This is a genomic window from Cellulomonas telluris (assembly GCF_004886325.1).
Classification (GTDB): Bacteria; Actinomycetota; Actinomycetes; order Actinomycetales; family Cellulomonadaceae; genus Cellulomonas; species Cellulomonas telluris.
This window is the reverse complement of record NZ_QXFN01000004.1, coordinates 136633-149351: the sequence shown is the minus strand read 5'-3', so window position 1 is coordinate 149351 and position 12719 is coordinate 136633. Positions and strand designations below refer to the sequence as shown.

Below are 12719 nucleotides of genomic sequence, written 5' to 3'. Positions count from 1 at the left end.
CCGTCCCCGCCATGTCGAGCGTGCGCCGTCTGCGTCCCGTGTGGGCCGAGGACCCGGGGGCGGCGCCGCCCCCTCCGGGGCACCCGGTCCCGGGTGTCGCAGTCCAGCCGGGCCTCGACGAGCTCGGCACGCCGCTGTCGGACGTGACGTTCGTCGTCGTGGACCTCGAGACGACCGGCGGGCGCGCCGGGGAGGACGCGATCACGGAGATCGGCGCCGTGAAGGTCCGCGGTGGCGAGGTGCTCGGCGAGTTCCAGACCCTCGTCGACCCCGGCGGGCCGGTGCCCCCCTTCATCCAGGTCCTCACCGGGATCACGACGTCGATGCTCGTCGGCGCACCCCGCATCGAGGAGGCCCTGCCGAGCTTCCTGGAGTTCGCCCGCGGCGCCGTGCTCGTCGCGCACAACGCCCCCTTCGACGTCGGCTTCCTGCGGGCGGCGGCAGCGCGGTGCGAGCGGGCGTGGCCCGGCTTCCAGGTCGTCGACACGGTGCGGCTCGCGCGCCGGGTGGTCCTGCGCGACGAGGCCCCGAACCACAAGCTGTCGACGCTCGCCGCGCTGTTCCACGCCGACGTCACCCCGAACCACCGGGCCCTGTCCGACGCACGCGCGACGGTCGACGTGCTGCACGCGCTGCTCGGCCGCCTCGCGCCGCTGGGCGTCACCTACCTCGAGGACCTCGCGGGGGCGGCGGACCCGGTGCCCTCGGACGTGCGGCGCCGCCGGTCGCTGGCGGACGCCCTGCCGGACGCGCCCGGGGTGTACCTCTTCCGCGGACCGCGCGACGAGGTGCTGTACGTCGGGACGTCGACGACCTCCCTGCGCCGCCGCGTGCGGACCTACTTCACGTCGGGCGAGAAGCGCGCCCGCATGACCGAGATGGTCCGGCTGGCCGTGCGGGTCGACCCCGTGGTGTGCGCCACGCCCCTCGAGGCGCGCGTGCGCGAGCTGCGGCTCATCGCCGAGCACGCGCCCCGCTACAACCGCCGTTCCCGCGCGCCGGAGCGGATGCCGTGGGTCCGGCTCACCGACGAGCCGTACCCTCGCCTGTCCGTCGTGCGGGACGTCCGCAGCGGCACGGCCCACATCGGTCCCTTCGCCTCCCAGGCGACGGCGCAGCAGGCCGTCGAGGCGCTGCAGGAGACGTTCGCCGTCCGCCGGTGCACGGGCCGCCTCCCGCTCGTCCCCGCGGCCGGTGCGCACGCGTGCGTCCTCGCCGAGCTCGGTCGCTGCGGGGCGCCCTGCACCGGACGCCAGGACCACACGGCGTACGGCCTCGTCGCCGAGGAGGTGCGGGCCGCGATGACCGGCGACCCGGCCGCCGTCGTGGCGGCCCACGCGGCCCGGATCCGCACGCTGGTGACGCAGGAGCGCTTCGAGGAGGCCGCGACCGTGCGGGACCGCCTGCTCGCGTTCACCCGCGGCGCCGCACGCGCCCAGCGGCACCGTCCCCTGGCGGAGTGCGCCGAGCTGGTCGCCGCACGGCGCACGGACGACGGCGGCTGGGAGCTCGTCCTGGTCCGGCACGGACGGCTGGCCGGCACCGCGCGGGTCGACCGCCGCACCGACCCCCGTCCCGTCGTCGACACCCTGCGCACGACGGGCGAGCACGTGCCGGCGCCGACCGCGCCGGCCACGGCGGCCCACCCCGAGGAGACCGACCTCGTCCTCGCGTGGCTCGAGCAGCCGGGGGTGCGCCTCGTCGAGGTCGACGGCACGTGGGCGTCGCCGGCGCGGTCCGCCCAATCGGTGCGTGACGCCGTGGCGGCGGTCGCCGTCGACCTCGTGACCCCGCGGCCGCCCCTGCTCGACGAGGTCTCCCCCGCCGCGACGCCCGCCACGGGTGGGGCGCGCGACGGCGCCGTCCCGCCCGTGCGCGACGGACGCCGCACGGCATGATGGCTGCCATGCTCACCGCCATCGTGCACATCGACTGCGACGCCGACCGGATCCCGGAGGCGGCCGCCCAGATCGCCGAGATCGAGGGGGTCAGCGAGGTCTACTCCGTCACCGGCGGGGTCGACCTCATCGCGCTCGTGCGGGTGCGCGAGCACGAGCGGCTCGCGGACGTCATCGCGGACCACGTCAGCAAGGTGCCGGGCGTGCTGCGCACCGAGACGTACATCGCGTTCCGCGCGTACTCGCGGCACGACCTCGAGCAGGCGTTCGCCCTCGGCCTCGAGGACTGAGCCCTCAGCCGGCGGCGGCCGCCCGCCACCGCTCGAGGACGTCGGCGGCGCGACCGTCGTCCACCGCGCGCTCCGCGATCGCCCGCGCCGAGAGGAGCCGCTCCACGAGCGAGCCCTCGGCGGTGCCGGGCAGCGTCCCGTCGGCGACGAGGGCCGCCGCGGCGTTCAGCAGGACCGTCTCGCGCACGGGCCCGGGCGCGCCGGCCACGAGCGCCCGGACCACCTCCGCGTTGGCCCGCGCGTCCCCGCCGCGCAGCTGCGCCACCGTCACGGGTGCGACGCCGGCCGCCTCCCAGTCGACGAGCTCCTCGCGCACGGCACCGTCGCGGACCTCCCAGAACCGCGTGGGCCCCGTCGACGCGACCTCGTCCAGGCCGTCCGACTCGCCGCGGAAGACGAGGGCGTCCCGGCGCCGCCGTGCGAGCACACCGGCCATGAGCGGCGCCATGGCCGCGTCCCCCACGCCGATGGCGCTCGCCGTGGGCTGCGCGGGGTTGGTGAGCGGGCCGAGGAAGTTGAAGGCCGTGGGGATGCCGAGGTCGCGCCGAGGCACGCCGGCGTGGCGCATCGACGGGTGGAAGGCGCCGGCGAAGCAGAACGTGATGCCCACCTCCGCGGCGAGCGCGGCGACACGCTCGGGCGGCAGGTCGAGCCGGATGCCGAGCTCCTCGAGCACGTCGGCGGTGCCCGTCGACGAGGACGCCGCGCGGTTCCCGTGCTTGACCACCGTGAGGCCGGCGCCGGCGACGACGAGCGACGCCATCGTCGAGATGTTCACCGTGTGGAGGCGGTCGCCGCCCGTCCCGACCACGTCGACCGACCGGCCCGGCACCTCGAAGCGGCGCGCGTGCGCGAGCATCGTCGCGACGAGCCCGTCCAGCTCCTCGGCCGTCTCCCCCTTCGCCCGCAGGGCGACGAGGAAGCCGGCGACCTGCGACGGGGACGCCTCGCCGCTCATGATGCGGTCCATCGCCCACGCCGTCGCGGCGGCGTCGAGGTCCTGCCCCCGCACCAGCGAGGTGAGCAGGTCGGGCCAGGTCGTCGCGGCGCTCATCGAGCGACGGCGCGCTCGCGCACGAGCCGCGCGACGGCGTCGTGCAGGACGACCGGGTCCAGCGGGCGGCTCACGACCGCGTCGGCATGCGACCAGGACGCGAGCCACGCGTCCTGGGGGCGTCCGGTGAGCACGAGCACGGGCGGGCAGTCGTAGACCTCGTCCTTGAGCTGCCGGCACAGGCCCATGCCGCCGACCTTGTCCGCCTCCCCGTCGAGCACGAGCAGGTCCAGCGACCCCGCCTCGGCAGCGGCGACGGCCGCGGCGGCGGTGGCGACCTCGACCCACTCGAGGTCCGGCTCGCCGCGGCCGAGCCGGCGCCCGACGGCCAGGCGCACCTGCGCCCGGGCCTCCACGTCGTCGCTGTACAGCAGGATGCGCGGCGCGCGCGCGGCGTTCTCCGACCCTGCGGTGCTCATGGCCCGGCCCCTCACTCCTCGTCGACGTGCTCGGGAGGATCTTGGCACGAGGACCCCCGCGGACGGGGAGGGTCGCGGTAGCGTGCGGCGCGGCGGTCGAGGTACCCGCAGGACGTCGCCGGCGGCCGCGGACCCGGACGAGGTGACGGTGTGACATATACCCACCCGCCGCACCCGGGCCCTACGACCCACGCACGCGCGGCGTCAGCCATAATGGCGACGTGTCGACCGCAACGGCTGCCTCGCGCCCCGCGCCCCATGTGACCGTGAACCGCCCGAACCCGGTGTCGGTCGGCACGATCGTGTGGCTGGCCAGCGAGCTCATGTTCTTCGCCGGCCTCTTCGCCATGTACTTCACGATCCGGCAGGCGGTGCCCGAGGAGTTCGCGCTCCAGACGGAGAAGCTGAACCTGCCCTTCGCGCTGGCGAACACGACGGTCCTGGTGCTGTCGTCGGTGACGTGCCAGATGGGCGTGTGGGCCGCCGAGCGGCTCCAGCCCGTCCGCAGCGGCTCGCTGCTCCAGTTCTGGCGCTGGGGCATGAACGAGTGGATCACGCTCACCTACGTCATGGGCGCGATCTTCATCGGCGGCCAGGTCTACGAGTACGCCGAGCTGGTCCACGAGGGCCTGACGATCTCGTCGTCGCCCTACGGCTCCGTCTTCTACATGACGACCGGCTTCCACGGCCTGCACGTCGTCGGCGGCCTGCTCGCCTTCCTGTTCCTGCTCGGCCGCTCGTTCACCGCGAAGCGGTTCACGCAGCACGAGGAGACGACCGCGATCGTCACCTCCTACTACTGGCACTTCGTCGACGTGGTCTGGATCGCGCTGTTCGCGGTCATCTACCTGGTCCGATGACGACGGCGGCGTCGTCGCCGCCACTGCCCCACCCCGCACATCCCCCGACAGCGAGACGAGGACCGATCCGTGAAGGCACTCGCAGCCCGCAGGCACGACCGGCGCGCGCCGGTGGTGCTCCTCCTGCTGGCGCTGCTGCTCACCGGCGCCCTGTACGCCGTGCTGGCGCCGACCTCCGCCGACGCCGCCGCCCCGACGGCGACGGCCGACCAGGTCGAGCTCGGTGAGAAGCTGTTCCAGGCCAACTGCGCGACCTGCCACGGGCCGGACGCGACCGGCACGGACGAGTACCCGTCCCTCGTGGGCGTCGGTGCCGCCTCGGTCGACTTCCAGGTCGGCACCGGCCGCATGCCCGCGCAGATGAACGGGCCGCAGGTCCAGGCCAAGCCGGTCCAGTTCGACGAGGAGCAGATCGCCGCCCTCGCCGCCTACGTGGCGTCGCTGGGCCCCGGCCCGTCGGTCCCCACGGCCGAGCAGGTCGACCCCGCCCTCGGCGACCCGGCCAGCGGCCAGTCGCTGTTCCGCACGAACTGCGCCATGTGCCACAACGCCGTCGGCGCCGGCGGTGCGCTCACGCAGGGCAAGTACGCGCCCAACCTGTGGTCGACCAGCCCGACGCACGTGTACGAGGCCATGGTGACCGGGCCGCAGTCGATGCCCGTCTTCAACGACGCGACGCTCACGCCGGACGAGAAGCGCGACATCATCGCGTTCCTCGAGCTGCAGGGCGACGGCTCCCCGGGCGGCATCGACCTGGGCAGCCTCGGGCCGGTCAGCGAGGGCCTGTGGGCCTGGGTCGTCGGCATGGGCCTCCTCATCGGCGCAGCAGTCTGGATTGGAGCACGGTCCTCGTGAGCACCCCCCACGGTCACGGCCAGGACGGCGGGCACGAGTCCCCCGACTTCGCGGGATCGGACCTCGTCCTGCGCGAGGGCGACGCCACCCCCGAGAAGTTCCAGAACCCGGGCTTCGGCCCGCACCGCCCCCGCAAGGGCGACGTCGACCCGGCCGCGAACAAGAAGTCGGAGCGCCAGGTCGTCGCGCTCTTCGCGATCTCCATCCTGGGCACGATCGGCTTCATCGCCGCCTACTTCGCGCTGCGTCCGGGCGACACCGTGACGTCGATGCGGAACTCGAACCTCGCGCTCGGGCTCGGGCTGGCCTTCGCCCTGCTCGGCATCGGGCTCGCGGCCGTCCACTGGGCCAAGACGCTCATGAACGACCACGAGAAGTTCGAGCACCGGCACGCCCAGCGCAGCACCGACACCGTCCGTGCCGAGGCCGTGCAGGCCCTCAAGGACGGCGCCGAGGACTCGGCGATCGGTCGGCGCGGCCTGCTCAAGGGCGCACTCGTCTCGTCGCTCGCGCTGTTCCCGCTCACCATCGCCCTCCCGCTCATCGGCGAGGTCGGCGAGGACTGGAACATCAACAAGTTCAAGCGGACCCTGTGGGCACGCGGCAAGCGGATCGTGCTCGACCCCACCGGCCAGCCCATCCGGGCCGCCGACATCACCATCGGGTCCGTCGTGCACGTCATCCCCGAGGACCTCGACGAGTCCGAGGCGCCGCTGGACGAGAAGGCCAAGGCCATCGTCCTGCTCATCCGCCTCGACCCGCGGGACATCGTGTCCGAGCAGGGTGAGGGCTGGTCCTACGACGGGATCGTCGCCTTCTCGAAGGTCTGCACGCACGTCGGCTGCCCCGTGGCGCTCTACGAGCAGCAGACGCACCACCTGCTCTGCCCGTGCCACCAGAGCACGTTCGACGTGGCCGACGGCGCCAAGGTCGTCTTCGGTCCCGCCTCTCGGCCGCTGCCCCAGCTGCCGATCACCGTCGACGACGAGGGCTACCTGGTCGCGCAGAGCGACTTCCACGAGCCCGTCGGTCCGAGCTTCTGGGAGCGACTGCGATGAGCACCACCACCTCCGCACCCTCGCGCGGCGCACGCGCCGCCGCAGGGACCGCGGACTACCTGGACCAGCGGACCGGCATCGGCACCGCGGTCAAGGAGTTCGCGCGCAAGATCTTCCCCGACCACTGGTCGTTCCTGCTGGGCGAGATCGCCCTGTACAGCTTCATCACGCTGCTCATCTCGGGCGTGTTCCTGACGATGTTCTTCGTCCCGAGCATGACCGAGGTGCACTACCACGGCCCGTGGCCGGCGCTGGACGGCGTCGAGATGTCCGAGGCCTTCGCCTCGACGCTGCGGCTCTCGTTCGAGGTCAGCGGCGGTCTGCTCATGCGGCAGATCCACCACTGGGCGGCCCTGATCTTCGTCGCGTCGATCGTGACGCACATGATGCGCGTGTTCTTCACGGGTGCCTTCCGCAAGCCGCGCGAGATCAACTGGCTGGTCGGGTTCATCCTCCTGATCCTCAGCCTCGCCGCCGGCTTCTCGGGCTACTCGCTCCCGGACGACGTGCTCTCCGGCAACGGCCTGCGCATCACCGACGGGGTCGTGCGCTCGATCCCGATCATCGGCAGCTACCTGTCGTACTTCATCTTCGGCGGCGAGTTCCCCGGGCACGACATCATCCCGCGCCTGTTCACGGTGCACATCCTGCTCGTGCCGGGCCTGATCCTCGCCCTCATCGCGCTGCACCTGTTCCTGGTCGTGCTGCACAAGCACACGCAGTACCCCGGGTCCGGCCGCACGAACGCGAACGTCGTCGGGTACCCGCTGTTCCCGATCTACGTCGCGAAGGCGGGCGGCTACTTCTTCATCGTGTTCGGGATCATCGCGCTGATGGGCGCGACGATGTCCATCAACCCGGTGTGGAACTACGGCCCGTACGACCCGTCCCCCGTGTCCGCCGGCGCCCAGCCGGACTGGTACATGCTCTTCCTCGAGGGATCGCTGCGCCTCATGCCCGGCGGCGGCACGGAGTTCGTCATCGGGGGCGACAACGGCTTCACCGTCTCGCTGAACGTCCTCGTGCCCGCGGTGGTCGTGCCCGGCGTGCTGTTCATGCTGCTGGCGCTCTACCCGTTCGTCGAGGCGTGGGCGACCGGTGACAAGCGCGAGCACCACGTGCTGGACCGTCCGCGCAACCGGCCGTTCCGCACGGCGTTCGGCTCCGCCCTGCTCATGGCGTTCTTCATCCTGGTGCTGGCCGGGTCGAACGACCTCATCGCCACGCACTTCCACCTGTCGATCAACGACATCACGTGGGTGTTCCGGATCCTGTTCTTCGTCGGCCCGTGGGCGACGTTCGTGATCACGAAGCGCATCTGCCTCGCGCTGCAGCGCAAGGACCGCGAGCTCGTGCTCCACGGCCACGAGACCGGTCAGATCGTGCGCTTCGCGTCCGGCGAGTACATCGAGGTGCACAAGCCCCTCGACGCGCACGAGCGGTGGCTGCGGGTGCAGCACGACGCGGTGCGTCCGCTGGAGATCGAGCCCGCCGAGGACTCGCGCGGCGTGCGCCGGCCGGGCTACCGCAAGGACCGGCTGCGCCAGCGGGTCTCCCGGATGTTCTACGAGGACCGCGTGGAGCCGGTGACCCCGGCCGAGCTGGAGTCCGCGCACGCCCACGGCGGCGGGGACCACGACTCGCTCGGCTCGGTGCACCAGGAGCACGCCCAGGTCGGCGCGTCCGCGCCCGCCGGGGAGCCGGCCCCCACCGGCGGTGGCTCGCGCCTGGTCGCCCCGGTGGACGAGACTGGCGACGACGTGCGGAAGAAGTGACCCCGTACGGCCGTTGACCAGGTCGGACATGTCGCACGCGGTGTCCCCCCACCACGGTGGGGAGGCACCGCGTCGGCATACCAGGACGCCGCAGCACGCGGCTGCGGCCCGACGCAGGAAGGCATCAGATGGCTGACTACACGCTCCCGGACCTGCCCTACGACTACGCGGCGCTCGAGCCGCACATCTCCGGGCGGATCATGGAGCTGCACCACGACAAGCACCACGCCACCTACGTCGCCGGCGCCAACACCGCGCTGGAGAAGCTCGCCGCCGCGCGCGAGGCCGACGACCTGGCGGCGGTCAACCTGCACGAGAAGAACCTCGCCTTCAACCTCGGCGGGCACGTCAACCACTCGGTGTTCTGGCAGAACCTCTCCCCCGAGGGCGGCGACCGCCCCACGGGCGAGCTGGCGGCCGCGATCGACGAGTTCTTCGGCTCGTTCGACGCGTTCCAGAAGCACTTCGCAGCGAACGCCGTCGGCATCCAGGGCTCCGGCTGGTCGGTGCTGGCCTGGGACTCGGTCGGCCAGAAGCTCGCGATCTTCCAGCTGTACGACCAGCAGAGCAACTTCCCGCTCGGCGTCGTCCCCGTCGTCATGCTCGACATGTGGGAGCACGCGTTCTACCTCGACTACGTCAACGTCAAGGCGGACTACGTCAAGGCGTGGTGGAACGTGGTGAACTGGGCCGACGCGGAGCAGCGCTTCACGCGCGCCCGTACCCAGACGGCCGGGCTCATCGTCCCGACGGTCTGAGCCGACCGCAGTCCGTCCGACGGCCGCGTCCCCTTCCGGGGGCGCGGCCGTCGCCGTTCCGTGCCCTCGGGGCGCCCGTCCCGGCCCTTCGGCGGCCGCGGCCACGGCACTGGCCCCCGGGGGACCGGCTCACCTCACGGGGCGCGCGCCACGGCGAGGCCGAGGTGCTCGTCGGGGGCACGGGCGCCATCGGGGAGGAGGTCGTTCCGCGCGTAGAACCGCCGCGCCCTCGGGTTGTGCTCGGCGACCCACACCTGGGCCGGCACGTGGCGCGGCAGCACCACCACGTCGAGCAGCGCCTGACCGACGCCGGTCCCGTGGTGCGCCGCGAGGACGTAGAGCAGGTACAGCTCACGGTCCCGCACGGGCGGGTGCTCCCCCACCCGCCGGCCCAGGTCCGCGAAGGCGATCCCCACGACCGTGCCGGCCACCTCGGCGACGGTGACGACACCCTCGCCGGTGAGCGCCAGCCGCGCCACGTCCCCGTCCTCCGCTGCAGCGTGTCCGACCGCCGGTGGTCCGCCGGCAGCAGCGGGGCGTACGTCTCGACCCAGGACGCGTGGTGCACGGCCGCCCCACGCCCCCGAGGCGGCCCCGTGACGACGACGGCCCGCCACGACGAGTCGTGACGGGCCGTGCGTACGGGGGTGAGCGCCTCAGTGGGCGTGCTGCCCCCGGGAGAACTCGAACACCCAGCCGACGAGGCCGATGGCCCCGAGCAGCAGCGCCGGGACCATGAGCCACCAACCCACCGCCATGGCGAGGAACGCGACGGACGCCGCGAGGCCGATCACGAGCGGCCACCACGACCAGGGGCTGAAGACACCCTGGTTGCCCGCGCCCTGCTCGATCTCGCCGAGCTCGTCGTCCTCCGGTCGGGCGTCGATACGACGCGCCAGGAGGGCGAAGTACCCGCCGATCATGCCGACCAGGCCGCCGACGAGCGGGATGCCGACCGTGCCGACCGCCTCGCCGCCGCTCCAGAAGGCGTAGATCAGGCCGACGGGGACGAAGAACATGATGCCGTAGAGGAAGAGCCTCGCCTCGAACTTCACCGCTCGTCCTCCCGTCGCTCCTGGATGTCCTCCGGGCGGTCCTCGACGACGGTCGCCGACGAACGCTCCTCCTCACCGGTGCCGCTGGCCACGCGCTGCTCCGCCTGCTCGCGCTGCCCGGTGCGCTGCGAGGTCCAGTCGAGCGGACCGGCGTCGGCCGGCTCCACCTGGTCCATGGCGGCCACCTCGGGGTGGTGCAGGTCGAACGCGGGGCGCTCCGAGCGGATGCGCGGCAGCGACGTGAAGTTGTGCCGCGGCGGGGGGCAGCTGGTCGCCCACTCGAGCGAGCCGCCGTAGCCCCACGGGTCGTCGACCATGACCTTGGGGGCACGGCGCCAGGTGACGTAGACGTTCCAGAGGAACGGCAGCGTCGAGGCGGCGAGGATGACGGACCCCACGGTCGAGAGCTGGTTCATCCACGTGAACCCGTCCGCGGGCGAGTAGTCCGCGTACCGGCGCGGCATGCCGACCACGCCCAGCCAGTGCTGGACGAGGAACGTCATGTGGAAGCCGATGAACAGCAGCCAGAAGTGGAGCTTGCCCAGGCGCTCGTCGAGCATCCGCCCGGTGAACTTCGGCCACCAGAAGTAGAAGCCGGCGAACATCGCGAAGACGACGGTCCCGAACACCACGTAGTGGAAGTGCGCCACCACGAAGTAGGTGTCGGACAGGTGGAAGTCGAGGGCCGGGCTGGACAGGATGATGCCGGTCAGGCCGCCGAAGAGGAACGTGACGAGGAAGCCGATCGACCACAGCATCGGCGTCTCGAACGTGAGCTTGCCGCGCCACATCGTGCCGATCCAGTTGAAGAACTTCACTCCGGTCGGCACGGCGATGAGCATCGTCATGAACGAGAAGAACGGCAGCAGCACGGACCCCGTGACGTACATGTGGTGCGCCCACACCGTCACCGACAGCGCGGCGATCGCGATGGTCGCGTAGACGAGGCCCTTGTAGCCGAAGATCGGCTTGCGGCTGAACACCGGCAGGATCTCGGTCACGATGCCGAAGAACGGCAGCGCGATGATGTACACCTCGGGGTGCCCGAAGAACCAGAACAGGTGCTGCCACAGCAGCGCCCCGCCGTTCTCGGGGTTGAAGATCTGCGCGTCCAGACGCCGGTCGGCGCCGAGCGCGAACAGGGCCGCGGCCAGCGGCGGGAACGCCATGAGCACGAGCAGCGACGTCACCAGGATGTTCCAGGTGAAGATCGGCATCCGGAACATGGTCATGCCCGGCGCGCGCATCGTGACGATCGTGGTGATGAAGTTGACGGCACCGAGGATCGTGCCGAAACCGGTCAGCGCGAGGCCGAAGACCCACAGGTCACCGCCGACGCCGGGTGAGTACACGGTGCTCGACAGCGGTGTGTAGGCGAACCACCCGAAGGACGCCGCGCCCTGCGGCGTCAGGAAGCCCGCGGCGGCGATGAGGCCGCCGAAGAGGTAGAGCCAGTACGCGAACATGTTGAGCCGCGGGAACGCCACGTCGGGCGCGCCGATCTGCAGCGGCATCACGATGTTGGCGAAGCCGGCGAACAGGGGCGTCGCGAACAGCAGCAGCATGATCGTGCCGTGCATCGTGAACGCCTGGTTGTACTGCTCCTTGGACTGGAACAGGTCCATGCCCGGCGTGAACAGCTCGGCGCGGATGAGCAGCGCCAGGATCCCGCCGATCGCGAACCACACGAACGACGTGATCAGGTACATGTAGCCGATCGTCTTGTGGTCGGTGGAGGTGATCCACCGGACGACCGTGCGGCCGAGGGTCTGACGACGCGGCGCCAGGCCCGGGATCCGCTCTGCCTGGGCGACCATCAGTTCTCGTCCTCCCCCGCGACCTCGTTGAGGTCGTGCTGACGGCTGTAATCGAGGCTCAGCGCGCCGGTCTGGCCCTTCTCGCGGAGCTCGTCCATGTGGGCGTCGTACTCCTCCTGCGAGACGACCGCGACGTTGAAGAGCATCGACGAGTGCTCCTCGCCGCAGAGCTCCGCGCACTTGCCGCGGTAGAAGCCCTCACGCGTCGGCGTGACCTGGAACGTGTTCGTCACGCCCGGGATCATGTCCATCTTGTAGAGGAACTCGGGGATCCAGAACGAGTGGTTCACGTCCCGCGCCTCGACGATGAACTCCACGCGCTGGTCGACGGGCAGGTAGAGCGTGACCTGGCGGTCCAGCGTCTCCTCGTCCTCACCGATGCCGCGCGCGTGCTGGCCCGTCTCGTAGACGTCGTCGTCCAGGTAGTTGAAGTCCCAGCTCCACTGCTTGCCGATGACCTGGATGTTCACGTCGGGCTCGGCGGAGGTGTCCTGCATCGCCATGGTGTCGCGGTTCGTGTAGTAGAACAGCACGCCCACCATGATCACGGGCAGGATGATGTACATGACCTCGAGGGGCACGTGGTAGCGCAGCTGCACGGGCAGCGTGTCGTCGTCCTTGCGCTTCCGGTAGACGGCGACGCACCAGAGGATCAGGCCCCAGGTGATGATGCCGACGATCAGCGCGGCGATCCACGAACCGACCCACAGCTGGACCACGCGACCGGTCTGGTCCGTGACCTCGTGGTCGGAGTCGCCGGGGAGCCAGCCACGCTGGACCGTCTCGGAGCAGCCGCTGAGCACCAGCACGACGGCCGAGGCCAGCAGGGCCGCGGTCACGCGCCGGGCGCGGCGGGGGGAATCCGGGTGCACGGGGGGCC

General features: G+C 71.7%; 13 protein-coding genes. 7 read left to right on the top strand and 6 right to left on the bottom strand.

Annotation, left to right across the window (positions count from 1 at the left end; all coding sequences use genetic code 11):
• Window positions 1-11: 11 nt before the first annotated feature.
• Complete coding sequence (locus tag FB586_RS12975) at window positions 12-1898, top strand: DEDD exonuclease domain-containing protein (RefSeq protein ID WP_136519765.1); 1887 nt, start codon at window positions 12-14, stop codon at window positions 1896-1898.
• 8 nt (window positions 1899-1906) lie between these two features.
• A complete protein-coding gene (locus FB586_RS12970; protein WP_136519764.1) occupies window positions 1907-2188 on the top strand; it encodes an Lrp/AsnC family transcriptional regulator in 282 nt (93 codons plus the stop codon).
• A 4-nt stretch (window positions 2189-2192) separates the two neighbouring features.
• On the opposite strand, the gene trpD is transcribed toward FB586_RS12970, so the two are convergent.
• On the bottom strand, window positions 2193-3242 hold the full coding sequence (gene trpD / locus FB586_RS12965; RefSeq protein ID WP_136519763.1) for an anthranilate phosphoribosyltransferase: 1050 nt from the start codon (window positions 3240-3242) through the stop codon (window positions 2193-2195).
• Window positions 3239-3661: a response regulator gene (locus FB586_RS12960; protein WP_136519762.1), complete on the bottom strand. Its 423-nt coding sequence runs from the start codon at window positions 3659-3661 to the stop codon at window positions 3239-3241. The genes trpD and FB586_RS12960 overlap by 4 nt, the downstream gene beginning before the upstream one ends.
• Window positions 3662-3882: 221 nt before the next feature.
• Here FB586_RS12960 and ctaE point away from each other — a divergent pair, with 221 nt between their 5' ends.
• The 5 genes from ctaE (at window position 3883) to FB586_RS12935 (ending at window position 8967) form a co-directional block, all read left to right on the top strand.
• On the top strand, window positions 3883-4521 hold the full coding sequence (gene ctaE / locus FB586_RS12955; protein ID WP_136519761.1) for an aa3-type cytochrome oxidase subunit III: 639 nt from the start codon (window positions 3883-3885) through the stop codon (window positions 4519-4521).
• A 69-nt stretch (window positions 4522-4590) separates the two neighbouring features.
• Window positions 4591-5376 carry a cytochrome bc1 complex diheme cytochrome c subunit gene (gene qcrC / locus FB586_RS12950; protein ID WP_136519760.1) on the top strand — a complete coding sequence of 262 codons (786 nt, stop codon included), beginning with the start codon at window positions 4591-4593 and terminating at the stop codon, window positions 5374-5376.
• Window positions 5377-5444: 68 nt separating this feature from the next.
• The gene (qcrA, locus tag FB586_RS12945) at window positions 5445-6434 is read left to right on the top strand and encodes a cytochrome bc1 complex Rieske iron-sulfur subunit (protein WP_168800576.1); all 990 of its coding nucleotides are present in this window, start codon (window positions 5445-5447) and stop codon (window positions 6432-6434) included.
• A complete protein-coding gene (gene qcrB / locus FB586_RS12940) occupies window positions 6431-8209 on the top strand; it encodes a cytochrome bc1 complex cytochrome b subunit (RefSeq protein ID WP_136519758.1) in 1779 nt (592 codons plus the stop codon). The genes qcrA and qcrB overlap by 4 nt, the downstream gene beginning before the upstream one ends.
• Before the next feature lie 128 nt (window positions 8210-8337).
• Window positions 8338-8967 (top strand): superoxide dismutase, encoded by a 630-nt coding sequence (locus FB586_RS12935; protein WP_136519757.1) that lies wholly within the window; start codon window positions 8338-8340, stop codon window positions 8965-8967.
• 134 nt (window positions 8968-9101) lie between these two features.
• On the opposite strand, the gene FB586_RS12930 is transcribed toward FB586_RS12935, so the two are convergent.
• From FB586_RS12930 to ctaC, 4 genes are all read right to left on the bottom strand, one after another.
• Entirely contained in the window at window positions 9102-9446 is a 345-nt protein-coding gene (locus tag FB586_RS12930) for a GNAT family N-acetyltransferase (protein WP_246036749.1), read from the bottom strand.
• Between the two features lie 177 nt (window positions 9447-9623).
• On the bottom strand, window positions 9624-10022 hold the full coding sequence (locus FB586_RS12925) for a cytochrome c oxidase subunit 4 (protein WP_136519756.1): 399 nt from the start codon (window positions 10020-10022) through the stop codon (window positions 9624-9626).
• Window positions 10019-11839: an aa3-type cytochrome oxidase subunit I gene (ctaD, locus tag FB586_RS12920; protein ID WP_136519755.1), complete on the bottom strand. Its 1821-nt coding sequence runs from the start codon at window positions 11837-11839 to the stop codon at window positions 10019-10021. Before ctaD ends, FB586_RS12925 begins: the two co-directional genes overlap by 4 nt.
• Complete coding sequence (ctaC, locus tag FB586_RS12915; protein ID WP_136519754.1) at window positions 11839-12711, bottom strand: aa3-type cytochrome oxidase subunit II; 873 nt, start codon at window positions 12709-12711, stop codon at window positions 11839-11841. Before ctaC ends, ctaD begins: the two co-directional genes overlap by 1 nt.
• Window positions 12712-12719 lie beyond the last annotated feature (8 nt).

What these genes read in the sequence shown, in the direction of transcription:
- trpD (WP_136519763.1), bottom strand. Translation starts at nt 3,242, where the DNA reads ATGAGCGCCGCGACGACCTGGCCCGACCTGCTCACCTCGCTGGTGCGG.
- ctaD (WP_136519755.1), bottom strand. Translation starts at nt 11,839, where the DNA reads ATGGTCGCCCAGGCAGAGCGGATCCCGGGCCTGGCGCCGCGTCGTCAG.
- qcrB (WP_136519758.1), top strand. Translation starts at nt 6,431, where the DNA reads ATGAGCACCACCACCTCCGCACCCTCGCGCGGCGCACGCGCCGCCGCA.
- FB586_RS12935 (WP_136519757.1), top strand. Translation starts at nt 8,338, where the DNA reads ATGGCTGACTACACGCTCCCGGACCTGCCCTACGACTACGCGGCGCTC.
- FB586_RS12960 (WP_136519762.1), bottom strand. Translation starts at nt 3,661, where the DNA reads ATGAGCACCGCAGGGTCGGAGAACGCCGCGCGCGCGCCGCGCATCCTG.
- FB586_RS12975 (WP_136519765.1), top strand. Translation starts at nt 12, where the DNA reads ATGTCGAGCGTGCGCCGTCTGCGTCCCGTGTGGGCCGAGGACCCGGGG.
- FB586_RS12970 (WP_136519764.1), top strand. Translation starts at nt 1,907, where the DNA reads ATGCTCACCGCCATCGTGCACATCGACTGCGACGCCGACCGGATCCCG.